Below are 22,481 nucleotides of genomic sequence, written 5' to 3' on the forward strand. Positions count from 1 at the left end.
GCTCCTCTGCGCTTTTTGAGTCTTTAACTTTTTAAACCCATGGCCTCAGAGGCAATCCGGTTTTTAACCGGGCCAAGACCGTCGAGCCAACGCATACCGGTGTTTCTCAACCACCTCAATGGCAGTTCATCACGACCGAATAACTGCTTAAAACCTTCCATTGCGGCCATCATTGCCAGATTCTCACCCTTGCGGCGGCGCTGGTAGCGCGCAAGAACCAGCTCGTGATCGGGGTTCAAACCCGTGTTTTTAGCCCTGGACAGCTCCTCCAGCAACACCCGGACATCGCCATAGCCGAGGTTGGCACCCTGGCCTGCAAGCGGATGAATAGTGTGGGCCGCGTCTCCTACCAGCGCAAAACCGGGCGCGATGTAATCTTTGGCGTGGCGCTGCCGGAGCGGAAAGGCAAAGCGCTTGGAAACAGCTTCAACGGCGCCGAGTTCTCTTTCGATTGCTCTCTCCAGTTCTGCAGCAAAGGTCGTATCGTCCAGCGTCATCAAACGGCGGGCTTCTTCGGTATCCTGCGACCAGACGATAGAACAGAAATGCTCATCAGCGTTTTCCGATGCCAGCGGCAAAAACGCCAGCGGGCCAGCTTGAGAAAATCGCTGCCAGGCTGTGTACCTGTGACTTTGGGCCGTGCGTACCGTGCACACAATCGCTTGTTGATCGTAATCCCATTCACGGGTCGGCAGCCCTGCCCACTGGCGTAACCGGGAGTTGGCACCATCCGCTGCGATTACAAGACGAGCCGCCAGTGTGCGGCCATCCGCAAGCTCAATACTGCGCTGCTCATCATTGCGGGAACACCCGATAACCTGTACACCATCAATCAGCTCAACACCGCTGGTTTCTATAACCTCGAACAAGGCCCGGACCAGGCTGCGGTTTTCTACAATCGTCCCCAGAGCACGTGACTGCAACTCGGCCGCATCAAAATGAATACGCCCGGTGCCGTCTCCATCCCACACGGTCATACCCTGATAGGGGCAATGACGACCGGCCACGACACCCTGCCAGGCGCCCAGGGATTCCAGCAACTGCTGGCTGGCCACAGAGATGGCACTGACTCGAGGCTCAAAATCCGCCACGCCCTCGACAGGAGCTGAAGCCTGAAGCAGGGTGTCGCGATCACCGCCTTCGATTAGCCCAACCTGCCAGCCCTGGCGGGACAAGCCAAGGGCCAGAGCAGTACCTGTCATGCCACCGCCGACCACAAGAATATCGAACACCCGGGAATTACTCATGTTCTGAAGTCTCGCGCTGATGGTGACTTGGCTGTTCATTAAACCCAGGCTTCTTGATAACAGCGCGGCGCCCGCCAGTACCCATAGCGTTGCGCGCAAACAGGCGCTTGGCACCGGGTAGCAGGTCCAGGCCCACCAATCCGGCATCCCTGGCTGCTGCCACCGGCGCTGGGGATTGACCAAAGATGCGGATGAGTGAATCCGAAAACTTTACGGTCTGTTGCCAGTCCGGGCGATGCAGCTCGTGATAGCGGCGCAAAATCTGAAAATCACCCGGCGACCTGCCTTGCTCTGTCGCCAACCGGAACTGCTCCACCAGCGTCATCAGCCCCCGCAAAGCAAGATTAAAGCCTTGCCCCGCAACCGGGTGCAAAGCATGTGCAGCATTGCCTACCAGCGCTACACCGGGCCTTACAGGCTCGTCAACCGTGGTCAGTGTCAACGGATAATGATTGCACTGACCAATCCGTGTGAACCGGCCCAGACGCCAGCCAAACCGCTCCTGAAGCCGCTGGCATTTGTCGCTGTCAGGCATTGCCAGAACAGCTTCAAGCTCTTCATCGCTCAGCGTCCAGACCAGCGCTGACTGATGGCCTGCATGGGAGGGGGAACCGTGCGGCAGCATGGCCATGGGGCCGGCTTCGGTAAAGCGCTCGAATGCTGTGAACTGATGGCTCTCGCTGGTGCTTACGTTTGCAATCAGGGCGTTCTGTTCGTAGTTGTGGTGGCTGGGCTGGAAGCCGAGCTTTTCTCTCAAGCCGGAACGGCCACCGTCTGCCACAATCAGGCATTGAGCCGTTGTGTTGCTGATCTCGTCCCCGCTCTTCAGGGTAACACTCACGCCCTGCTCAGAAGACTTCATGTCGATGACTTCGGCCGGCGCTCGCCACCGGGTGTCCGTTTCGAGCAGCTCTCGCATCAGACACAGCCCCATCCAGCGGTTATCCACCACGTAGCCCAGAGCTTGCTGTTCGTATTCTTTGGCATTCAGACGAGTGGCACCGAAATGGCCGCGATCAGAAACGTGAATCTGCCGAATAGGCGTTGCATGCTCCGATAACCGTGACCAGAGCCCCAGCTCTTCGAAAATCAGCCGCGACCCCCAGGCCAGCGCGGTCGAGCGGGCGTCATAGCTGGGCTGATAGGACTCAGGCAAGGCATCCGCAGATAGCGGAAAAGTCTCTGCAACAGTCACCTTCAAGGCTGGCGCAACCCGGGCAAGAGCCAGCGCCAGGGTGGCACCTGCCAGCCCGCCGCCAGCGATGATCACATCAGTATCGGAGTGTTTCACAGGCTCATCCCGCCATCAGGGCTTCGATCTCTTCAATAGTTTTGGGTACGCCGTTTGTCAGTACCCGGCATCCATCTTTGGTAACCACCACGTCGTCTTCAATACGGATGCCGATACCCCGCCATTTTTCATCCACATCGGTATTGTCCGGTGCGATGTACAAACCAGGCTCAACTGTCAGCGCCATGCCGGGCTCAAGCAACCGCCACGCATCACCGACTTTGTAATCTCCCACGTCGTGTACATCCAGGCCCAGCCAGTGGCCGGTGCGATGCATGAAGAACGGCTTGAAGGCTTCGCTGGCAATGGCCTCGTCGACAGTACCCGACAAAATACCGAGGTCTATCAGGCCCCCGGCCAGCACTCTCAAGGCGGCCTCGTGCGGGTGGTTCCAGTGGTTGCCGGGGCGAACCGCATCAATGGCTGCGTATTGGGCCGCCAGTACCACTTCGTAAACTGCCCGCTGCTCGGGGCTGAACTTGCCGCTTACAGGAAAGGTGCGGGTGATATCCGAGGCATAGCATTCGACCTCACAACCCGCATCGATAAGTACCAGGTCACCGTCTTTAAGGGGCGCCGTGTTCTCGATGTAATGCAGGATGCAACCATTTGCACCGCTGCCGACAATAGACGGATACGCCGTGGAGCGTGCTCCGTGATCCATAAACGTATGAATCAGTTCCGCTTCGAGGTTGTATTCGTTACCACCCTGGCGAGCACGTTTCATCGCACGGCGATGGGCTTCAGAGCTGATTTCACCAGCCCGGGCCATGGCTTTGATCTCACTGTTGCTTTTATACAACCGCAGATCGTGCAAGAGGTGCTCCAACGCCACAAACTCGCCCGGCGGGTGCGCACCGCTTTTAACCTTGCTGCGAATAACCTTTACCCAGTCCATCACCCGGGTGTCAAAGCCCTGATCTTTACCCAGCGGGTAATACACACGACTGCGACCTTCGATCATGCCGGGCAGAATGTCGTCGATATCCGCCACCGGAAAAGCGTCGTCCAGCCCGAAGCGCTCAATAGCACCCTCTGGGCCAGCAAGGAAACCATCCCAGAGCTCTTTCTCGGGGTTTTTCTCTTTGCAGAACAGTACCGACTCACCGTGTTCACGGCCGGGAATCAGCGCCAGTACCGCCTCGGGTTCGCCGAAGCCTGTCAGGTACTGAAAATCGCTGTCCTGACGAAACGGATGCAATACATCCCGGTTGCGAACACGCTCCGGTGCAGCCGGAATGATCGCAATACTGTCTGGCGCCATTCGCTCCATCAGTTTTCGACGGCGTTCGGCAAATTCCTTGACGGGTATAATGGACGGCATAGGGTCTCCCGCAGTATGTGGCATTCTCAGTGAAGCGTTGGCGCTTGTGACGTTGGTTTTTCCGGGGGATTGAACTCGGTGAATACGGCCAAAGCCCCAAGACGGATGTACTCGGTTATTTCCACCAGCTGCTGCTCGCTTTCCTGGTCCGATTCCTGATCCTCAGAAACCTGACTGATGGCCACCATATCTTCGATCAGTTCGCGAATCTCTTCCGGTGCTTGACCCAGAGACTCTCCGGCCGACAGAGCCATACCTTCGAGAAAACCGCGTATCCAGGCCACGAGCGCTTCCAGGCGTTGATCAAGCGCATAGTCGTCGTCCGGGAGTAGAGGGTGGAAGCTCATATCAGCCGACTTCAAAAACTCCAGGGTTTGTTCGTAGGCTTCTTTCATGAATGCGGACAGATCATCGGCCTCCCCGGATGCACTTTCAGGCAATCCCATGTGCTCACAAACCATGGCTAGCCACTCATCTTCCTCAATGCGTGACCCGGCAGCCAAACGACCACAAAGAGCGCCGTGGAGCTCAGACGGATGACTAAACGCTTTGTGGGTGGCAAACATGTTTGCCCAGCGTTCAAATTCAGCAGCATAGGCCGCGTCTGCAGTGTCGGTTTCTGACATGAACCAAGATAACCCTGTGTTGTGAAGTTGGGACTTCATCCTAACATTCACGCGACCGCAAGGCACTCTTCCGGAGCTCTCACAGCACTCTCCAAGCGCGCTTCAGGAACTCTTTGGAGGTTTTCAGGATACTGTGCAGTTGATTTTCACGGAGCAAGAGCAGAATATGTTATAACATATCAATTTCTACCTGAGGACAAGGTCATGATCTCCCGAAATCTCCTGGCATTATCCATCGCCTCGGCACTACTCAGCATGCCCGCCGTGGCCGCAGACAACCCCGGATCGCATCAGCACGGGCATGCCGAAATGCAACTTGCATTCAGTGCTGATCAGGTCGAAATACTGCTCCTGTCGCCGGCGGGAAACATACTTGGATTCGAGCACCATCCACGCACGCCAGAGCAACATCAGGCGATAGAAAGCGTTATCGGCTGGCTTGGAGAAACCCCACTGGTGAACACACCGGAATCTACCTGCACAGCGACTGCCACCCAGGTTCAGCACGAGGTTGCCGGCGGCCACGATGATGACGAGCGAGGTCATGACGATCATGAAGAACATGAACACGGCCACGATCATGACGAACCGGACTATGACAACGGCGCTCAACATGCCGATATCACGGTAACCCAGACCTTGAGCTGCCCCGGGCTTGATCAGTCAGCCTCTCTTACAACGCCGCTCACCACCCGGTTTCCTGGCATCGAAGATCTCGACATAGCCTGGGCCGGCCCGAATGGACAAGGGGCGGCTCGTCTGGCGCATGGAGAGAATTCATTCAGCCTTGGGCGCTGAATCTATTCCTCGTAGGGCTCAACCGCTTCTGCCACCATTGAGTAGGAGGACGTGCCTACGACTGTTTCCGTGCGGTCGATAACAAGCGTACCAGTAACCCAGACAGGGTCATACAAGGCCTCGAGCTTGAATCCCTCTTTGTATTTCATGTGAATAATCTGGTTGGGCGGCGGTGGTGGCACGTGGATACAAGCGCCGTAATAAGGCACCAGGAAAAATTCCAGAATGCGCATGTCTTTGGTTGTTTTCAGAGGCACCACAAAACCGGGGATTCGGCCTTCAATGTCAGCCATCTCCGGGACAACCCTGCCGGTCATTATTTCGTCCGGCAGCAGAGGGGGACCATCGCCCTCGTGCTCCAGTTCTGGCATATTTTCAAGTAGAGCCAAATCTTCAGCGGGCATCAATTCCAGCCAGTCGATTTCCCGCACCTCCTGTTTCGGCTCGGAGTGGGCCGGAGCAGCAACGCTCAGCAGGACAACCAACAAGGGCAGAAAATGCACCCCGGCAGGGCAACGTGAGAAATGGATCATTAGCAAAGCTCTCCGGAAAACTGACAGCGACATAAACGCGATACACGCCAGACATGATACACGGGGCAGATACAGATCAACATGAATAGCCAGTCAGAATCCAGCGCGAACATATCCGCAGATAACGTTGCGGCAATTGAAGTCAAAGACCTCTCATTTCGCTGGGACAAACATCAGCCCGCACTTACCTTCCCTGATCTATATCTGCGACAGGGAGAGCACCTGTTCCTTCACGGTCCAAGCGGAACCGGGAAGAGTACGTTCCTGAGCCTGCTGGCCGGCATGTTTCCGCCAGCAACTGGCGCCATCAACTTGCTCGGAACGGCTATCCACACAATGGGTGCCGGAAAACGTGACCGGTTCCGGGCTGACCATATCGGTGTGATCTTCCAGCAATTCAACCTTGTGCCCTACCTTACGGCTGAGGCCAATGTGACCCTGCCCTGCAGACTATCGCGCCGGCGCAAAGCTTCAACGGGCCGGAACTCAGCGGCAGCGGCGGAAAGGCTTTTAACCGCACTTGCCATTCCTGAAAGCCACTGGAAAAGGAAGGTCACCCAGCTCAGCATTGGCCAGCAGCAACGCATTGCCGCTGCGCGGGCACTCATAGGCGCTCCGGAGATTATTCTGGCGGACGAGCCCACCTCTGCACTGGACAGCGACAACCGTGACCGCTTCATCGATCTATTGCTGACACTGGCCGAAGAGTGCAATACCTCCGTTCTGTTCGTCAGCCATGACCGCTCTCTCGCCCAGCGGTTTCACCACCAGATTCAACTCGAGGAGGTGCCAGCATGAAAGCTAGCCTGGCAATCTCACTGGCATCCGCAAGTCTCTGGCACCGTCGCAAGGTGTTGGCCCTGGTGTGCCTGACGCTTACTTTGAGCGTCACTTTGCTGCTCGGCATCCAGTATCTGCGCACAGAGGTAAAGCAGTCCTTCACCAGCACCATCAGCGATACAGATCTGATCATCGGCGCCCGCAGCGGCCAGCTTAATTTACTGCTGTATACGGTCTTCCACATTGGCGATGCCACGAACAACATTCGGTGGTCTACATTTCAGGATCTCAAGAAAGACAGCCGCATTGACTGGCTGATCCCGATTTCCCTGGGCGATAGCTACAAAGGGTTTCGGGTTGTCGGAACAGACGAGGGGTTTGGCAAGCACTTCCGGTTTGGACGGGGGCAACCTCTGACTCTGGCCAACGGCCAATGGTTTGACGGAGTTTTCGATGTGGTGTTGGGGGCAGGTGTTGCCAAACAACTTAACCATGCCCTCGATGACAAAATCATACTTTCCCATGGCGGCGGACGCACCAGTTTCTCCAACCATACGAACACGCCGTTCACTGTGACCGGAATTCTTGACGCCACGGGCACACCCGTGGACCAGGCGGTCTACATCAGCCTGCAGGGAATGGAAGCCATACATGTAGGCTGGGAGTCCGGCGTTGCCATTCCGGGCCGCACTCTCAGGCCTGAGCAGGCTGAGGGCCGGGATTTCACGCCGGGCAACATTACCGCCGTCTTCGCCGGGCTGGATCGCAAGATCCTGACATTCCGCGTGCAGCGTGATCTGAACCAATACTCCGGCGAACCACTCTCTGCCGTTCTGCCAGGCGTTGCTTTGAGCGAACTTTGGCGCCTGATGAGCCAGTTTGAACGGGCATTACTTGCGATAACTGGTTTCGTGGTGGTTACCAGCCTGATTGGATTGATTGCGGTGCTGCTGACACTGCAAACCCAGCGCGCTCATGAAATAGCCATTCTGCGAGCTACAGGAGCCTCACCCGGCCTGATCGCAAGCCTTTATGTCATCGAATGCCTGGCTCTCGCGGTGGTCGCCTGCCTGGCTGCGCTTGCCTTCAGTGCACTCGCAGTCTCCATGCTGGGCCCCTGGCTGCTCACAAACTATGGAATTCAGATTCAACTGCGCGCACTGAGCCTCGAAGAATGGGCACTGCTGACATCCGTGCCTCTAGCCGCTGTGGTAGTGGCTTTGGTCCCGGCATTCAGCGCTTGGCGCCAAAGCCGCTCACAGAGCTTTGGAAGCCCCGGCGAGTAGTGATGCAGGTCTCGCTGGTGCGCCAAAAAAAAGCGAATGACCGCTTATGACAGCCCCGTAAATTGACCGTTATGGCGTGCGCACTTATAGTTAGGCGCAATAACATCAACCTATGCTGGGCACGTCATGGAACAGTCCGAAGTACAAGCATTAGCGGACAAGCTGGACAAGCTGATCGAACACTGCCAGAAACTGGAGCAGAACAACGCCACACTGAGGCAGTTGCAGGATGACTGGAACCGGGAACGGTCCCAGCTTATTCAGAAAAATGATCTTGCCAAAAACAAGATCGAAGCCATGATCGGTCGCCTTCGGGCACTGGAGCATCATTGATGTCTAAGCAATCCACCACCGTTGAGGTGAAAATTCTCGACAAGGAATATCTGGTCGCCTGCCCTGCAGAGGAGCAGGAGGCCCTTCTTCGTGCAGCCAGACATCTGGACAGCAAGATGCGAGAAATACGCACTGGCGGCAAGGTATTCGGAACTGAGCGTATCGCCGTGATGGCGGCCCTGAATATGACCCACGAACTGCTCGAGCGGGACACCATGTCCGATGCCACCAGCAGCCTTCTCAAGGCCATGGACAGCAAGCTGGAAAGCGCCCTCGGCGAGACATCCAACCATTGAATCCCCAGAGATTCTCTCGATAGGTGTTGCAATCGGCCCCGGGTCTGACCCTATAATGAATCTACTTCCTGGGCTGTTCGCTGGTCGGGTTCGTCCTCGAGCCGATGCGCTTTACCCAGGTGGCTACTCTAGGGCATTGTGAGCATGTCCCCGTCAGGGGAAAGCCTAATATGTCACAGCGGCCACCGACCTTGAACTTTGGGTTCAAGGGCTACATCCGATAACGGCAGCCCGGGAAGCTTTATTTTGAGCCAGACTATCGACTCACACACTTCTGAATCCGGTTTTTCTGTCTTGTCCCGTAACGAATTACGCAAACATCTGCGCCAGCGCAGACGTATGTTGTCAACTCGGGAGCAGGAACAAGCCGCATCGTCTCTTGCCCTGAATCTTCTGAAAAACCCGGACTTACATCGGGCAAGACACGTAGCCATATATCTGCCCAACGATGGTGAGATTGACCCACACCCCTATATGGCCCTCGCGCTTCGCAAAGGGATTCGGTTTTACCTGCCTGTGCTGCATCCCATTCATCCGGGCAGGCTGGTTTTCAGCCCTTATTTCGACGGTGTAGAGCTGACTTCCAACCGTTTTGGCATTCCCGAACCAGCATTCAGTAACGGGCTCCGGCGACCGGCCTGGGCTCTGGACGCAGTACTATTCCCACTGGTGGGATTTGACGAAAGCGGGGGGCGACTGGGAATGGGGGGCGGATTCTATGATCGGACTTTTGCATTCACCCGCCTGCGCCCGAGACTGGCGCCGAAACTGATTGGCCTGGCTCACGACTTTCAAAAGGTGGAAAAACTGTCTATTGAACCCTGGGATGTTCCGCTACACAGCGTTGCAACAGACCGGCGGCTTTATCGGGTAAAGTAATGCAGGATCAAATTTACCGGGTTAGCGGGGTTTTGATCATCTGCGCGGAACTCGCCGCAATAGAGCTTTGCATAACGGCAGCAGCTGGCCGGTCTTCCGACGCCTGAAGCGAGGTAAACCCGGTAATAACAAGGCCGACAGCAAAAATCAGCACAATTGCCCGGATGATATCAGGCTTGCCACCCATGACGCGTATTCCTGTTTCAGATAGGTTAATTCTGCGATAAATCAGTTGGCTATTCTTGTTTCCAAGAATTTGACGAAAGACTAACACGCATCCTGATTTTTACAATTTTTGACAGATTAAAATTCAGTAAGATACTTTACCGTTCCCGGCTCCCAGGAACAGTTGATAAGCTTCGTTGTCCGTCATGTTTTCATAACGGAAGCCCACTTTTTCAAGCATCGCCTCGAAATCTTTTACTTCGTCATCATCCACCTGGGCACCCAGCAAAACGCGGCTGTATGCCGCACCATGATTGCGGTAATGGAACATGGAAATATTCCAGCGTGTTCCCAGCGACATCAGAAATTTCAACAAGGCTCCCGGACGTTCAGGAAATTCAAACTGGAATACCTTCTCATTGGTAATTGTGGGCGCATGACCACCAACCATATGACGAATGTGCTGTTTAGCCATATCGCTGTCTGTGAGGTCGAGAACGGAGTAGCCGTTTTCACGAAGGTCCTGTACCAGTTCATCACGCCCCAGGCCTCCGGCCTGCACCTGAACACCCACAAAAATGGTCGCCTGGCCCGCATCTGCGTATCGATAGTTGAATTCGGTGATGCTGCGCTTGTGCAGACTGTTGATAAAGGTCTTGAACGCCCCCGGCTTCTCGGGAATGGTTACCGCAAGAATAGCCTCACGCTTCTCGCCAATTTCCGTGCGTTCGGAAATGTAGCGCAAGCGATCGAAATTCATGTTGGCGCCACTCAGAGTGGCGATCAGATTTTCATTCTCGATCTTTTCCCGCTCAATGTACTTCTTGATGCCGGCAACACCCAGCGCGCCGGCAGGCTCTGAGATTGAGCGTGTATCTTCAAATATATCCTTGATGGCGGCGCAGATTTCGTCGGTGGAGACGGTAATCACCTCATCCACATGGTCCTTGCATATCTCCCAGGGATATTTCCCGATCTGCTTCACCGCCACCCCATCCGCAAAGATGCCCACTTCATCCAGAATCACGCGCTTACCCGCCTTCATGGCCGCCTGCAGGCAATTGGAGTCTTCAGGTTCTACACCGATGACCTTGATCTCGGGGCGCAGGTACTTGATGTAAGCTGCCATACCGGCGATCAGGCCACCACCGCCAACACAAATAAACACTGCGTGAATAGGCTTGCTGAACTGCCACAGCATCTCCATGGCAACCGTGCCCTGCCCCGCGATTACATCCGGGTCGTCGTAAGGCGGTATGTAGGTGAAGCCATGCTTCTCTACCAACCCCTGAGCATGCGCAGCGGCTTCATCAAAGGCATCACCTTTGAGCACAACCCGCGCGCCATGGTCCCGCACCGAGCGCACCTTGATCTCTGGCGTGGTCTGCGGCATTACAATAACAGCCTTGATACCCAGCTCTTTCGCCGCAAGCGCCACACCCTGGGCGTGATTGCCGGCAGAGGCGCAAATAACCCCTTTTGACTTCTGCTCTTCGGACAGCTGGGCAATCCGGTTGTACGCTCCGCGAATCTTGAAGGAAAACACCGGCTGAAGATCTTCCCGCTTGAGCATAATATTGTTGCCAAAGCGCTTGGAAAGGCTGCGGGCTTCAGTGAGGGGTGTTTCGATGGCCACGTCATAGACGCGCGCATCGAGAATCTTCTTGATGTAGCGTTGCGGCATGTTGATTCCGGTTGCTGGTGATTGGTCGGGTAAAACCGACAGTGTAGGAAGTTTGCACGGCAGCCGTCTATAAGCAGGTGACCCTTAGGCGTTATAATGGGTACGAACTCATAAGATTTTCACCCGGAGCGCCTAATGACCCAGGACGAACTCAAGAAAGCCGTTGCCAAAGCAGCAGTGGACTACATTGCACCGCGCCTGGAGCGCGACAGCATTATCGGCGTTGGCACGGGAAGTACTGCCAACTTCTTTATAGATATGCTCGCAGACCTGAAAACCGAGTTCGACGGCGCTGTCGCCAGCTCGGAAGCAACGGCGGAACGCCTGAAAAGCCATGGCATTCCGGTTTATGACCTGAACAGTGTTGGCGAGCTGGAGTTCTATGTGGATGGTGCCGATGAAGCCAACGAACGTCTTGAACTCATCAAAGGCGGCGGCGGCGCTCTGACTCGTGAGAAAATCGTTGCAGAGGTCGCAAAGACCTTTATCTGCATCGCCGACGAATCCAAAAAAGTCGACATTCTGGGCGATTTCCCCCTGCCGGTAGAAGTCATCCCCATGGCGCGGAGCCATGTCGGAAGAGAAATCGTAAAGCTTGGCGGCGACCCTGTGTACCGGGATGACTTCAAAACCGATAACGGAAATATCATCCTGGACATATACAACATGGACATTTCCCGCCCGATACAGGTTGAGGAAAGACTGAACAACATTGTGGGCGTTGTCACTAATGGCCTGTTCGCACGCCGTCCGGCTGACCTTCTGTTACTCGGCACCAGCTCCGGAGTAGAGAGTATCCCGCGCAAAGGTATCTGATCCGGGAGTCTTTCGTTCGCCTGTGGTCGTCGGCGAATCGACAATGAAAACTGGCTTCGAAGGCCAGTTTTTTTGTGCCTGATAATTCAAAAACCAAGCGCTTGCTTGGTAGGCAGAATTGCGCGACACTACCTCATATTATTTCTGGCCAGAGGTGTTTTATCGTGTCCGATTACTTCAACGAGACTCATGAGCAAGCGCGCCTTAGTGCGCGCAAATTCATCACCACACACGTTCTCCCCAATATTGATGAATGGGAAGAAGCCGGTGAATTTCCTCGTGAAATCTTCAGGAAGGCGGGCGATGCCGGGTTGCTCGCCATCGGATTTCCTGAAGCACTGGGCGGCGTGGGAGCTGGCGATGTTTTTTTGAAAGTTGCCGTTTCTGAAGAACTGATGCGCTCCACTTCCGGCGGTTTCGTTGCCAGCCTGGGCTCCCTGGACATTGGCTTGCCGCCCGTTGCCAAATGGGCAAAGAAAGAGGTACGTGAACAGATCGTTCCGCCGGTACTCAGCGGAGAGAAAATTTCTGCACTGGCCATTACCGAGCCCGGCGGCGGCTCTGACGTAGCCAGCCTGAAAACCCGTGCTGTGAAAGATGGCGATCACTATATTGTAAACGGCAGCAAAACCTTTATTACCAGTGGCACACGGGCGGACCACTACACGGTTGCCGTACGCACCGGCGGGGAAGGTCATGGCGGCATCAGCCTGCTATTGATAGATCGCGACACGCCAGGCTTCTCTAGCGGCACGAAGCTGCGGAAAATGGGCTGGTGGGCCAGCGACACAGCGGAACTCTTCTTCGAAGATTGTCGTGTGCCTGCTGACCGCCTGATCGGTGCAGAAAACGCAGGTTTTATTGCCATTATGAGCAACTTCCTGTCAGAACGCCTGATGCTGTCAGTCATGGCTTACATGACGGCTCAGATGGCCTACGAAGCTGCTATGGACTACGCCAAACAGCGTAAAGCGTTCGGGCGCAACATTGCAGGCTTTCAGGTGACTCGTCACAAACTGGTGGAGATGGCGACCCAGATCGACGTAGCACGGGAGTACACCTATCGCTGCGCAGCTCTCATGCAGGCGGGCAAAAATCCAATCACCCAAGTGGCCATGGCCAAAAACTTTTCAGTGGAGGTGTGTGAGAAGGTGACACGCGAGGCCGTCCAGATTTTCGGCGGTATGGGTTATATGCGCGAATCTGTCGTTGACCGCCTCTACCGGGATGCGAAAATTCTTTCTATCGGCGGTGGCACCACCGAGATCATGAAAGAGCTGATCGCCAAACAGATCAAACTGTAAGCGTTTATTTTTTAATCAGCCGCTAATCTGGCGTAGCTGTGACGACGTATGAGTAACTACCTACAACAGCAATAAAAGGTGGTTAACATGCTTCTGTCACACGCGTTTGGACTTTTCACGAAACCGGATGCTGAATGGGCAGCAATCCGGAAAGAACATGAAACGCCACGCCAGGTATACGTTGCCTATGTGCTGGTTCTGGCCGCTATCGCGCCGGTTTGCGCCTATATTTCAACGGCCTATTTTGGTTGGACAGTTGGCAGCGAGAGACTTGTAAAGCTTACCGAAATCAGTGCACTACAGCTGAGCGTACTAACGTATATGGCGATGCTGGTAGGAGTTTTCGCCCTGGGATATGCCGTCAACTGGATGGCCCGAACCTATGGCGCCAAGGAAGAACACACACCCTCGAATGGCATAGCACTCGCCGCCTACTCTTGCACACCTCTGTTTCTGGCCGGTTTCGCGTTACTTTATCCAGTCCCCTGGTTCAATGCCGCCATCTTTCTGGTGGCTGCCTGTTACGGCGCCTGGTTAATGTACGACGGCCTGCCCATAGTCATGGGCATTGAACAGGACAGGGCTGCGGTCTATGGCGGAGCATTATTGACAGTAGGACTGGTTATTCTTGTCTCTACCCGTGTAGGTTCGGTGATTATCTGGAACTTCTTTGCGGGTCCCGTTTTCGTGGGGTAAATAAGTTTAGTTTCGAACTGCGAGAGAGTTCCGTATAATTGCGCGCACAAATTTTAACCGCAGTTAAACGCACGCTCGAGACCTACTCAGGAAGGATCGCATATGCAATTCGATAACATCCCCGCTGGCAAAAACCCGCCTGAAGATATCTATGTTGCCATCGAAATTCCGGCCAACAGTTCTCCGGTCAAGTATGAACTGGACAAGGACATGGGTGCCCTTCTGGTTGACCGGTTTATGGCAACCCCCATGTTTTATCCGGCGAACTACGGGTTCATCCCGCACACGCTGGCTGATGACGGCGACCCGCTGGACGTTCTGGTTGTCACGCCTTACCCGATTCAGGCAGGCTCAGTGATCCGCTGCCGTCCGGTCGGCGTTCTGAATATGGAAGATGAGGCAGGCGGTGATGCCAAGCTGGTCGCAGTACCCCACGACAAGCTGACCAACGCTTACCAGAACGTGAAGGAAATCGACGATCTGCCAACATTGCTGCGCGATCAGATCCGTCATTTCTTTGAAAACTACAAAACTCTTGAGCCGGGCAAATGGGTCAAGGTGCAGGGCTGGGATAACGCCGCCGCTGCGAAAAAAGCTATCGTGGAGTCGATCAACGCCTACAAAGGCTGAGCCGATCGCCAGAAAATAAAAAACCGGGCTATTTCAACAGCCCGGTTTTTTTATGCCTGCGCAAGAACCCTTGGCTTAGCCCCGCGACAAAAGATCCCGCATATCGCTGATTGCGGCATTGGCGCGCGAGAGATAGGCAGCCATGGTCAGGGAATGGTTAGCCAGAACACCAAACCCGCTGCCGTTCAGGATAACGGGGCTCCACATATCGCCCTGAGCGCCCTCAAGCTCGATGATCACCTGTTTGACGCTGGAAATGGCGTTCTTGTCCTGAAGCACCTTGCGAAAGTCCACTTCAATCGCGCGGAAGATATGAAGCAGTGCCCAGGAGCTACCCCTGGCTTCGTAGAATACATCGTCAATCCGCGTCCATTCAGTTTTGATATCGCCACCGCCAGTCTCTTCGGTCAACGGGTTGTCCGAATCAACATTGGCCACAGCTTCTGATACAGACGCTTTGCCGACACTCTCACCAAGAGTACGCGAGAGGCTTCCCAGACGGGTCTCCAGATCACCCAGCCAATTATTCAGGTTGTCTGCTCTGGCAAAGAACTGGGCGTTGGTCTGCTCCGGGCTGGAAAGACGGTTAAGGTAACGCTTCAGTGCAGTAACACCCCTGCGGTACTCCGCTTCTGTTGATGGAATAGCCCAGCTAGAGCTGTCAAAGTGGAATTGCGGCTCGGCAATAATCAGGTCGGGATCTTCTGCGGACTGGCTCTGGGAGCGGCTGATATCCCTGCGCATAGCGCGGGACAGGTCGCGTAACTGCACCAGCACTCCGTACTCCCAGTTAGGCATGTTGTCGAGCCACAGGCCCGGAGGAAAGATATCGTTGGTAATGTAGCCGCCCGGCTTATCCAGAAGGGTTTCGGCGATACGAATCATGGTTACAGTTGTCGCAAAGCCGGTTACCGGCTCCCGCTGCATTTCATTGGCAACTGCCCGGGTATGCTCGCGCACGGAGAAAGCTTCGGGCTCGCTGGACCAGTACATTCCCACCACTACTGCTACCAGCAGATACACCAGCAGAACAACTGCTATAAATTTGCCGATCACGCCGTTGTTGCCGGCATAATCCTGAGCATCATCCTTCTTGTCTCTGAAATACTGTCTGATTTTGCCTGGCATATTAAGTTAAGCCCCTTGTCTGTTAATTGGCTGTGCAAATGGTCTGTACCGATCCTAACCTATGGTGCCTTCTATATACAGATCGCAGAAATGACAAACAGTTACACAGTGCAACCTTCGCCGACAACTCTAAACACTATAGGCTCCAGAAACATACTAAGGTTGGGAAAATCGTCCACACTGGAAAGGACGGCCCATAATGAAAAAAGACAGGCCGGAGCACAATGAGCGACGCAAGCCAGAAAGAAAAACTCAGGCAGCATTTTGCTCGCCGCGTAACAACTCAGGCGCGAGTTGTTCTGGACACCTGGCAGAAAATCCACATCAATAACGATTCGTTTACGGCTCATCGAGAAGAGCTTCTGTTTGCGTCGGACAAACTGGTGCGCTACGCGCAGCGGTTCGAAATGTCAGGCCATGCCGATGCGGGCAGCCACATTCTTCGAATCCTCCGGGCCTGGCCGGCCGACATGCCTCTGGACGACTCCACTGAACGGCAACTCCAGGACGCCATAGACGCGCTTGCGCGCAGCACACTCAGACGAACAGACCAAAGCAATACCGAAGCTCCCCACCAGTTCAGACGCACACCGGTTTATATCGCCCTTGCGAACGTCGAGATGGCGAACAGGTTGATTCGCCAGCTTGAGTTTTTCGGCTTCCGCGCATCGGCTTTTGATTCTGCAGAAGAGCTGGCCGAGGCCTGCGCTCTTCATAAGCCGGAAACTATCCTGATGGATGTTAGCTTTGGTGGCAGCATGAACGCGGGCATCGCGACTATTGAACATTTGCAGGAACGGCACGACACGCCCATCCCGATCATTTTCATGAGCGACGAAGATGGCACCATTCAGACCCGTTTGCGCGCATCCCGCTGCGGCGGGGAAGAATTTTTCTACCCGGCGGTTGATCCCGGCCAGCTTATCGAAAAAATTGAAACCTACACCCACGGCAACACAGTAGAACCCTATCGAGTGCTGGTGCTGGATGACTCCAGAGCACAGGCAAAATTCATGGAAACGGTTCTGAAGCGTGCGGGCATGACCGCACACATCATTACCGACCCCATGGAAATCATCGATTCGCTGGACATGTTTTCTCCGGAAATCATTGTTCTCGACATGTACATGCCCGGCTGCACCGGCATGGAGATTGCCCGGGTGATCCGCCAGCAGGACCGGTTTCACAGCGTGCCGATCATTTACCTCTCGGCTGAGGACGATGTCACCAAACAGCTGCATGCCATGAGCCTGGGAGGTGATGATTTTTTAACCAAGCCTATTGACCCCAAGCACCTGATTGCAACGCTTCATAATCGAGGCCGGCGCGCCCGATCCCTGCTGGCTCTTATGATCCGTGACAGCCTTACCGGGCTCTACAATCACACCCACACGCTTTACCTTCTGGACCAGGAAATAGTCCGGGCCCGGCAAAAAAATCAATCTCTCTGCTTTGCGATGATCGACATTGACTACTTCAAAAAGGTGAATGACACCTTCGGGCATCCCATTGGTGACCGCGTTCTACGTAGCCTTTCGATGTTTCTAAAGCAGCGCCTGCGCAAAACCGACCATATCGGCCGTTATGGCGGCGAAGAGTTCGCAATCATCCTTCCTGATACACGCCCCAGCGATGCCCGCAACGTTCTCAACGAAATCCGCGAACGTTTCTCTGAACTCCTGCAGCCTGCAGGTGACAGGGAATTCAACGTTACCTTCAGCTGCGGCGTAACAGCCTGGGATAACGACCCGTCCCAGACTCTGTGCGAGCGCGCAGACCGTGCGCTTTATACCTCGAAAGAACATGGCCGCAACTGCGTTACGCTTGCCAACAACTGAGAACAGAAGATGGCGGGTCGGGCAGCCTTGATGAGCTGTCCGTATGAAACCATCGTCGTATAGAAGTCATCCCCGCCGTTCACGACAATGCCTGCTATCTTTAAAAATGCCTCACTTCGGTTTCCCCGACCTTTCTGTTACGAGCAGCGGGCAACAGGAAACATTGTCAAAAAGTGTTGATCTGAAGAAAAAAAGCACACACCATCGCTGGAAAATGCCGTTATTTTCGGCGATCCTGTTTAAAAGACAAAAAGGCAGACGTATTCATGTCTACAATTCTCGTGCTACACGGCCCCAACCTGAACATGCTCGGAACCCGCGAGCCGGAGGTTTATGGCCGCGAGACTCTTGCAGATATTGATGACCGCTTGAGAGAGAAAGCTGCAGACAACGGCCACCACCTGTTGCATCTGCAGTCGAATGCCGAATACGAACTTATTGAGCGGATTCACGAAGCCCGGACAGAGGGTGTGGATTTTATTGTTATCAACCCCGCCGCTTTTACTCACACCAGCATTGCCTTACGGGATGCCATACTGGCGTCAGGGATTCCGTTTATAGAAGTGCATCTTTCCAATGTGCATGCGCGGGAAGCATTCCGCCATCACTCCTATTTTTCCGATATCGCCGAAGGCGTTATCTGCGGACTGGGTAGCCAGGGGTACGACCTCGCGCTGCAGGCCGCCATGCAACGAACTCACCGATAGACCTGACAATACGGGACTGGACTAACTATGGATATTCGCAAAGTCAAAAAACTGATCGAACTGCTTGAAGAGTCTGATGTCGAGGAACTTGAGATTCACGAGGGCGATGATTCTGTTCGCATCTCCCGTCGTCGCGAACAGGCTTCAGGCGCTCAGTACATCAGCCACTATGCGCAGCAGCCAACCCAATATGCTCCGGCACCGGAAACTCCGGGCCCCGTCCAGGAAGAAAGCACGCAACAAACCGTTCATAGCGGACATGCGCTGCGCTCCCCCATGGTCGGAACCTTTTACCGGGCACCGTCTCCCTCTGCTGATTCTTTCGCAGAAATTGGCCAGCAGGTTAAAGCCGGCGATGTTGTCTGCATTGTCGAGGCCATGAAAATGATGAACCAGATTGAGGCCGACAAGAGCGGTACGATCACTGAAATTCTGGTTGATAATGGTCAGCCTGTGGAATTTGACCAGCCGCTGTTAATCATTTCCTGAACCCGGTGATAGCTAATCATGGCCATGTTAGAAAAAGTTCTGATCGCAAACCGGGGTGAAATAGCCCTCCGGATCTTGCGTGCCTGCAAGGAGCTCGGCATCAAAACCGTAGCGGTCCACTCAAAGGTTGACCGCGATCTGATGCACGTGCGCCTGGCCGATGAATCCGTATGCATCGGCCCCAACAGCCCTCTGGAAAGTTACCTCAATATTCCGGCAATCATCAGTGCCGCTGAAGTAACAGATTCCGTAGGCATTCACCCCGGCTACGGCTTCCTTGCCGAAAACGCCGACTTTGCCGAACAGGTCGAAAAAAGCGGCTTCCGCTTTATCGGCCCCAGAGCCGAAACCATCCGCCTGATGGGCAACAAGGTATCTGCCATCAATGCGATGATTCGCGCCGGAGTACCCACTGTTCCAGGCTCGGATGGCCCGCTGACCGATGACGATGAGCAAACACTGAAAGTCGCTCGTAAAATCGGCTATCCGGTAATGATCAAAGCTGCGTCAGGCGGTGGCGGTCGCGGCATGCAGGTTGTTCATTCCGAAGCAGCATTGCTGAAGGCTGTTCAGATCACCCAGACCGAGGCCCGGAATGCCTTTGGCGACCCTACGGTTTATCTGGAAAAGTTTCTGGAAACACCGCGCCACGTTGAAATCCAGATCCTGGCCGACATGCACGGCAACTGCATTCACCTGGGTGACCGCGACTGCTCTATGCAACGTCGCAACCAGAAAGTGATAGAGGAAGCCCCGGCTCCGAACATCAATGCGGAATCCCGCGAGCGCACGCTCAAAGCCTGCGTGGATGCGTGCAAGGAAATCGGCTACGTTGGCGCCGGTACCTTCGAGTTTCTGTATCAGGACGGCGAGTTCTTTTTCATTGAAATGAACACGCGCGTACAAGTGGAGCACCCGGTCTCTGAAATGGTCACCGGTGTGGACATCGTTCGTGAACAGCTGCGCATTGCCAGCGGCCTGCCGCTTCAGTACAAGCAGGAAGATATCAAGATCACGGGCCATGCCATGGAGTGTCGCATCAACGCGGAAGATCCTGATACATTTGTACCCAGCCCGGGCAAGGTGAAGCACTTTCACGCCCCCGGCGGCTACGGTGTAAGGGTGGACTCGCATCTTTACAGTGGTTATACGGTACCTCCGTTTTATGACTCGCTGATCGCCAAGCTGATCACCTGGGGCGACGATCGCCAGATAGCCCGCAGGCGCATGAAGAACGCTCTGGACGAACTACTGGTCGATGGCATTAAAACCAATCAGCCTCTGCACCGGAAACTGGTGCGCGATGGCGGCTTTAAAACGGTAGACTTCACCATCCATTACCTTGAGAAACTGATGCGGGACTAGTGTCCTGCATCGCAATGCAGGATTTCCTATGCCCTGGATACAACTTCAGATCCCGGCTGATCCCGATACCGCGGATCAGCTTGAGGATCTGCTTATGGAGATGGGCGCTGACGCCGTCTCCATGGAAGATGCTGCAGATCAGCCGCTCTACGAACCCGATCACGGCACTACCCCCTTGTGGAGCCAGACCACTGTCACCGGGCTCTTTCAGTCAGACCGGGACATAGACCAGTTGTGCACGGATGTGCGCAACGCCTGGCATCAGCAGACCCAGCAATCCCTCACAGACATTGACGTTACCCTGGTTGAAGACAAAGACTGGGAGCGCGCCTGCATGGATGATTTTCATCCCCTGCAGTTCGGCAATCGCCTGTGGATCGTGCCCAGCTGGCGCGAAGCGCCTGACCCTGACGCAGCGAACCTGCTGCTGGACCCCGGGCTGGCTTTCGGCACGGGCACTCATCCGACCACTGCCCTTTGCCTGGAGTGGCTGGACGGACAGGATGTGACAGGCAAGCAGGTAACAGATTACGGCTGCGGCTCGGGAATACTGGGCCTGGCGGCATTGTTACTGGGCGCAAGCCACGTTGTTGGCGTAGACACCGATACCCAGGCACTGGAAGCCAGCCGGGAAAACGCCCGCCGTAACGACGTAGACGAAGCCAGGCTGGATCTTTACCTACCGGAAAACGAGCCCGGCACCAAGTCTGACGTCATGTTGGCAAACATTCTGGCTCAACCCCTGATTGGCCTGGCCCCACACCTGGCAGGACTGACAAAGCCCGGGGGCGACCTGGTGCTTTCAGGTATTCTGTCTAACCAGGCGCGCGATGTGATGGCTGCCTATGAACCCTGGTTTATAATGAACGAGCCGGAACAACGTGAAGAGTGGATACGCCTCACAGGACGCCGTAACGACAGATGACGAAGGCTGTCTTAACGACTAGACTCCCAGACTCGTAGTTCAGTCGCTTTCAGGAACGAAGCATGACCCAGAGTAGTCTGCAGACCCAGTGCCCAAAATGCCTTACCCGTTTCCGGGTTACCGATGAGCAGCTTGGTATTGCCAAGGGCAAGGTGCGTTGTGGGCACTGCATGGATGTCTTCAATGCGGTCGAGCACCAGGTGGCGGGTAGCGCTGGCAGTGTGCCGGAGACACCCTCTGACACAAGCAGCAAGGTGCCAGCCGAGCCATCATCAGCCTCCGGCTTTACCAGTGACACGATTGAAGACAATTTCATCTTTGCAGACAATCCCGAGGAAGATGCGGAAGAAGGCCGCTATGCGGGCACCAGACTGACCTTTTCCGACGAGGAGCTGAGCGACAGTTTTCGCGGTGTTGACGACCGGAATGCGTCTTCGCGGGAAGAGCCGGGCGAAGATGAGTTTTCTGAAAGCGTCGATGAAAGCTGGGCTGAAGCGATTCTCCAAGAGGATAGTTCACCCGCGAAAACACCCTCAGAGCCAGAAGCCGAGAAGGTCGAGGCTGAGCCGGAGGTGAAACAGGAATTACAGATAGAGACCACACCTGAGACGGCTGGCGACAAAGGTGTAGAAGCAACGAGCATCCCGGAGCATCCCCAGGATGACGCGCAGGGCTTCTATGTCGACGAACAGCCCGACCCGGCATTCGAGTCTTTCGCAGACGAACACGGGATTGAGCCAAAAGAAGAGAGCGTGCAACGGAATGAACCCTTTGCAGCAGGTTCTCCATTTGGAGATCTCAGAAGGGACCCGGTGTCTGTGGGTGGCAAAAACAGGAGCTGGCTACGAACCCTCGCCTGGTCACTGATTGTGCTTGGACTTCTGGGCGTTCTGGCTTCGCAGGTGATCTGGTTCCAGTTTGACAGGCTATCTGCCATTCCGGAGCTTCGACCCTTTTATGAAAAGGGCTGCGAACTGGCCGGCTGCGAATTGAAGCCCCTTATCAATGTTGAAGCAATCCAGAGCCGTAAGTTGGTGGTTCGTACCAACCCGGAAAATCGTAACCAATTGGTGGTCGATGCGGTGATTGTCAACCGGGCAGATTTTCAGCAGCCGTTCCCTGCCATCGCTCTCACCTTCTCTAACCTCAACGGAGATGTTGTTGCCCAGAGCGTGTTTACTCCGTCAGAATATCTTGCCGGCGAGGCTGAAGACCTCCAGGCCATGCCTGTAGAAACACCGGTTCGCATTGCGATTAGCATCCGTGATCCAGGCCGGGATGCCGTTAATTACAACATAAGCTTTCGTCCTTACGTGCCCTGATATTGCTTGCTGGTGACGA

Annotated in this window: 24 protein-coding genes and 1 other RNA gene; 17 read left to right on the plus strand and 8 right to left on the minus strand. The window is 54.9% G+C overall.

The genetic code is table 11. From position 1 onward, the window contains the following. Window positions 1-23 precede the first annotated feature (23 nt). The 4 genes from ACN0RL_RS10060 to ACN0RL_RS10075 are packed head-to-tail and all read right to left on the minus strand — an operon-like array spanning window position 24 to window position 4,488. Window positions 24-1,247, minus strand: a complete 1,224-nt coding sequence (locus ACN0RL_RS10060) for an FAD-dependent monooxygenase (protein ID WP_417516363.1) — start codon at window positions 1,245-1,247, stop codon at window positions 24-26. After that, a complete protein-coding gene (gene ubiH, locus ACN0RL_RS10065; RefSeq protein ID WP_417516282.1) occupies window positions 1,240-2,538 on the minus strand; it encodes a 2-octaprenyl-6-methoxyphenyl hydroxylase in 1,299 nt (432 codons plus the stop codon). The genes ACN0RL_RS10060 and ubiH overlap by 8 nt, the downstream gene beginning before the upstream one ends. Window positions 2,539-2,542: 4 nt before the next feature. Beyond that, on the minus strand, window positions 2,543-3,862 hold the full coding sequence (gene pepP, locus ACN0RL_RS10070; RefSeq protein WP_417516284.1) for a Xaa-Pro aminopeptidase: 1,320 nt from the start codon (window positions 3,860-3,862) through the stop codon (window positions 2,543-2,545). A gap of 26 nt (window positions 3,863-3,888) precedes the next feature. Further along, a complete protein-coding gene (locus tag ACN0RL_RS10075) occupies window positions 3,889-4,488 on the minus strand; it encodes a UPF0149 family protein (protein ID WP_417516286.1) in 600 nt (199 codons plus the stop codon). Between the two features lie 204 nt (window positions 4,489-4,692). Here ACN0RL_RS10075 and ACN0RL_RS10080 point away from each other — a divergent pair, with 204 nt between their 5' ends. Continuing rightward, window positions 4,693-5,286: a ZrgA family zinc uptake protein gene (locus ACN0RL_RS10080; protein WP_417516288.1), complete on the plus strand. Its 594-nt coding sequence runs from the start codon at window positions 4,693-4,695 to the stop codon at window positions 5,284-5,286. A 2-nt stretch (window positions 5,287-5,288) separates the two neighbouring features. On the opposite strand, the gene ACN0RL_RS10085 is transcribed toward ACN0RL_RS10080, so the two are convergent. Next, window positions 5,289-5,819, minus strand: a complete 531-nt coding sequence (locus ACN0RL_RS10085) for a DUF3299 domain-containing protein (protein ID WP_417516290.1) — start codon at window positions 5,817-5,819, stop codon at window positions 5,289-5,291. Between the two features lie 81 nt (window positions 5,820-5,900). Between ACN0RL_RS10085 and ACN0RL_RS10090 the strand changes: the two genes are divergently transcribed. The 6 genes from ACN0RL_RS10090 to ACN0RL_RS10115 all read left to right on the plus strand — a co-directional run bounded on the left by ACN0RL_RS10090 (window position 5,901) and on the right by ACN0RL_RS10115 (window position 9,393). Further along, window positions 5,901-6,617 (plus strand): ABC transporter ATP-binding protein, encoded by a 717-nt coding sequence (locus tag ACN0RL_RS10090; RefSeq protein ID WP_417516292.1) that lies wholly within the window; start codon window positions 5,901-5,903, stop codon window positions 6,615-6,617. Continuing rightward, a complete protein-coding gene (locus tag ACN0RL_RS10095; protein ID WP_417516294.1) occupies window positions 6,614-7,885 on the plus strand; it encodes an ABC transporter permease in 1,272 nt (423 codons plus the stop codon). Before ACN0RL_RS10090 ends, ACN0RL_RS10095 begins: the two co-directional genes overlap by 4 nt. Window positions 7,886-8,011: 126 nt before the next feature. Beyond that, window positions 8,012-8,218, plus strand: a complete 207-nt coding sequence (locus ACN0RL_RS10100; RefSeq protein WP_417516296.1) for a TIGR02449 family protein — start codon at window positions 8,012-8,014, stop codon at window positions 8,216-8,218. Continuing rightward, on the plus strand, window positions 8,218-8,514 hold the full coding sequence (locus ACN0RL_RS10105) for a cell division protein ZapA (RefSeq protein ID WP_417516297.1): 297 nt from the start codon (window positions 8,218-8,220) through the stop codon (window positions 8,512-8,514). The genes ACN0RL_RS10100 and ACN0RL_RS10105 overlap by 1 nt, the downstream gene beginning before the upstream one ends. Window positions 8,515-8,576: 62 nt before the next feature. Further along, window positions 8,577-8,756, plus strand: a non-coding RNA gene (gene ssrS, locus ACN0RL_RS10110) — 6S RNA. A 4-nt stretch (window positions 8,757-8,760) separates the two neighbouring features. After that, the gene (locus ACN0RL_RS10115; RefSeq protein WP_417516299.1) at window positions 8,761-9,393 is read left to right on the plus strand and encodes a 5-formyltetrahydrofolate cyclo-ligase; all 633 of its coding nucleotides are present in this window, start codon (window positions 8,761-8,763) and stop codon (window positions 9,391-9,393) included. Between the two features lie 13 nt (window positions 9,394-9,406). On the opposite strand, the gene ACN0RL_RS10120 is transcribed toward ACN0RL_RS10115, so the two are convergent. Further along, window positions 9,407-9,580, minus strand: a complete 174-nt coding sequence (locus ACN0RL_RS10120; RefSeq protein WP_417516301.1) for a hypothetical protein — start codon at window positions 9,578-9,580, stop codon at window positions 9,407-9,409. Window positions 9,581-9,703: 123 nt separating this feature from the next. Next, window positions 9,704-11,242, minus strand: coding sequence for a threonine ammonia-lyase, biosynthetic (ilvA, locus tag ACN0RL_RS10125; protein WP_417516303.1), 1,539 nt, complete (start codon window positions 11,240-11,242; stop codon window positions 9,704-9,706). Between the two features lie 135 nt (window positions 11,243-11,377). On the opposite strand from ilvA, the gene rpiA reads away from it, so the two are divergent. The 4 genes from rpiA (at window position 11,378) to ppa (ending at window position 14,688) form a co-directional block, all read left to right on the plus strand. Next, entirely contained in the window at window positions 11,378-12,058 is a 681-nt protein-coding gene (gene rpiA, locus ACN0RL_RS10130) for a ribose-5-phosphate isomerase RpiA (protein ID WP_417516305.1), read from the plus strand. Window positions 12,059-12,222: 164 nt separating this feature from the next. Next, window positions 12,223-13,362 carry an acyl-CoA dehydrogenase family protein gene (locus ACN0RL_RS10135; RefSeq protein WP_417516307.1) on the plus strand — a complete coding sequence of 380 codons (1,140 nt, stop codon included), beginning with the start codon at window positions 12,223-12,225 and terminating at the stop codon, window positions 13,360-13,362. 87 nt (window positions 13,363-13,449) lie between these two features. Further along, window positions 13,450-14,058 (plus strand): Yip1 family protein, encoded by a 609-nt coding sequence (locus tag ACN0RL_RS10140; RefSeq protein ID WP_417516309.1) that lies wholly within the window; start codon window positions 13,450-13,452, stop codon window positions 14,056-14,058. A 102-nt stretch (window positions 14,059-14,160) separates the two neighbouring features. Next, window positions 14,161-14,688, plus strand: coding sequence for an inorganic diphosphatase (gene ppa / locus ACN0RL_RS10145; protein WP_417516311.1), 528 nt, complete (start codon window positions 14,161-14,163; stop codon window positions 14,686-14,688). Window positions 14,689-14,763: 75 nt separating this feature from the next. On the opposite strand, the gene ACN0RL_RS10150 is transcribed toward ppa, so the two are convergent. Next, entirely contained in the window at window positions 14,764-15,816 is a 1,053-nt protein-coding gene (locus tag ACN0RL_RS10150) for a DUF2333 family protein (RefSeq protein WP_417516313.1), read from the minus strand. A 224-nt stretch (window positions 15,817-16,040) separates the two neighbouring features. On the opposite strand from ACN0RL_RS10150, the gene ACN0RL_RS10155 reads away from it, so the two are divergent. From ACN0RL_RS10155 to ACN0RL_RS10180, 6 genes are all read left to right on the plus strand, one after another. Next, window positions 16,041-17,654 carry a diguanylate cyclase gene (locus tag ACN0RL_RS10155; RefSeq protein WP_417516315.1) on the plus strand — a complete coding sequence of 538 codons (1,614 nt, stop codon included), beginning with the start codon at window positions 16,041-16,043 and terminating at the stop codon, window positions 17,652-17,654. A 266-nt stretch (window positions 17,655-17,920) separates the two neighbouring features. Beyond that, a complete protein-coding gene (aroQ, locus tag ACN0RL_RS10160) occupies window positions 17,921-18,361 on the plus strand; it encodes a type II 3-dehydroquinate dehydratase (protein ID WP_417516317.1) in 441 nt (146 codons plus the stop codon). A 27-nt stretch (window positions 18,362-18,388) separates the two neighbouring features. Continuing rightward, complete coding sequence (accB, locus tag ACN0RL_RS10165; RefSeq protein ID WP_417516319.1) at window positions 18,389-18,850, plus strand: acetyl-CoA carboxylase biotin carboxyl carrier protein; 462 nt, start codon at window positions 18,389-18,391, stop codon at window positions 18,848-18,850. Between the two features lie 18 nt (window positions 18,851-18,868). After that, window positions 18,869-20,215, plus strand: a complete 1,347-nt coding sequence (gene accC, locus ACN0RL_RS10170; RefSeq protein WP_417516321.1) for an acetyl-CoA carboxylase biotin carboxylase subunit — start codon at window positions 18,869-18,871, stop codon at window positions 20,213-20,215. 28 nt (window positions 20,216-20,243) lie between these two features. Beyond that, window positions 20,244-21,140, plus strand: a complete 897-nt coding sequence (prmA, locus tag ACN0RL_RS10175; protein ID WP_417516323.1) for a 50S ribosomal protein L11 methyltransferase — start codon at window positions 20,244-20,246, stop codon at window positions 21,138-21,140. Between the two features lie 62 nt (window positions 21,141-21,202). Next, complete coding sequence (locus ACN0RL_RS10180) at window positions 21,203-22,462, plus strand: DUF3426 domain-containing protein (RefSeq protein WP_417516325.1); 1,260 nt, start codon at window positions 21,203-21,205, stop codon at window positions 22,460-22,462. Window positions 22,463-22,481 lie beyond the last annotated feature (19 nt).

The organism is Marinobacter sp. (assembly GCF_048259445.1).
Taxonomy (GTDB): Bacteria; Pseudomonadota; Gammaproteobacteria; order Pseudomonadales; family Oleiphilaceae; genus Marinobacter.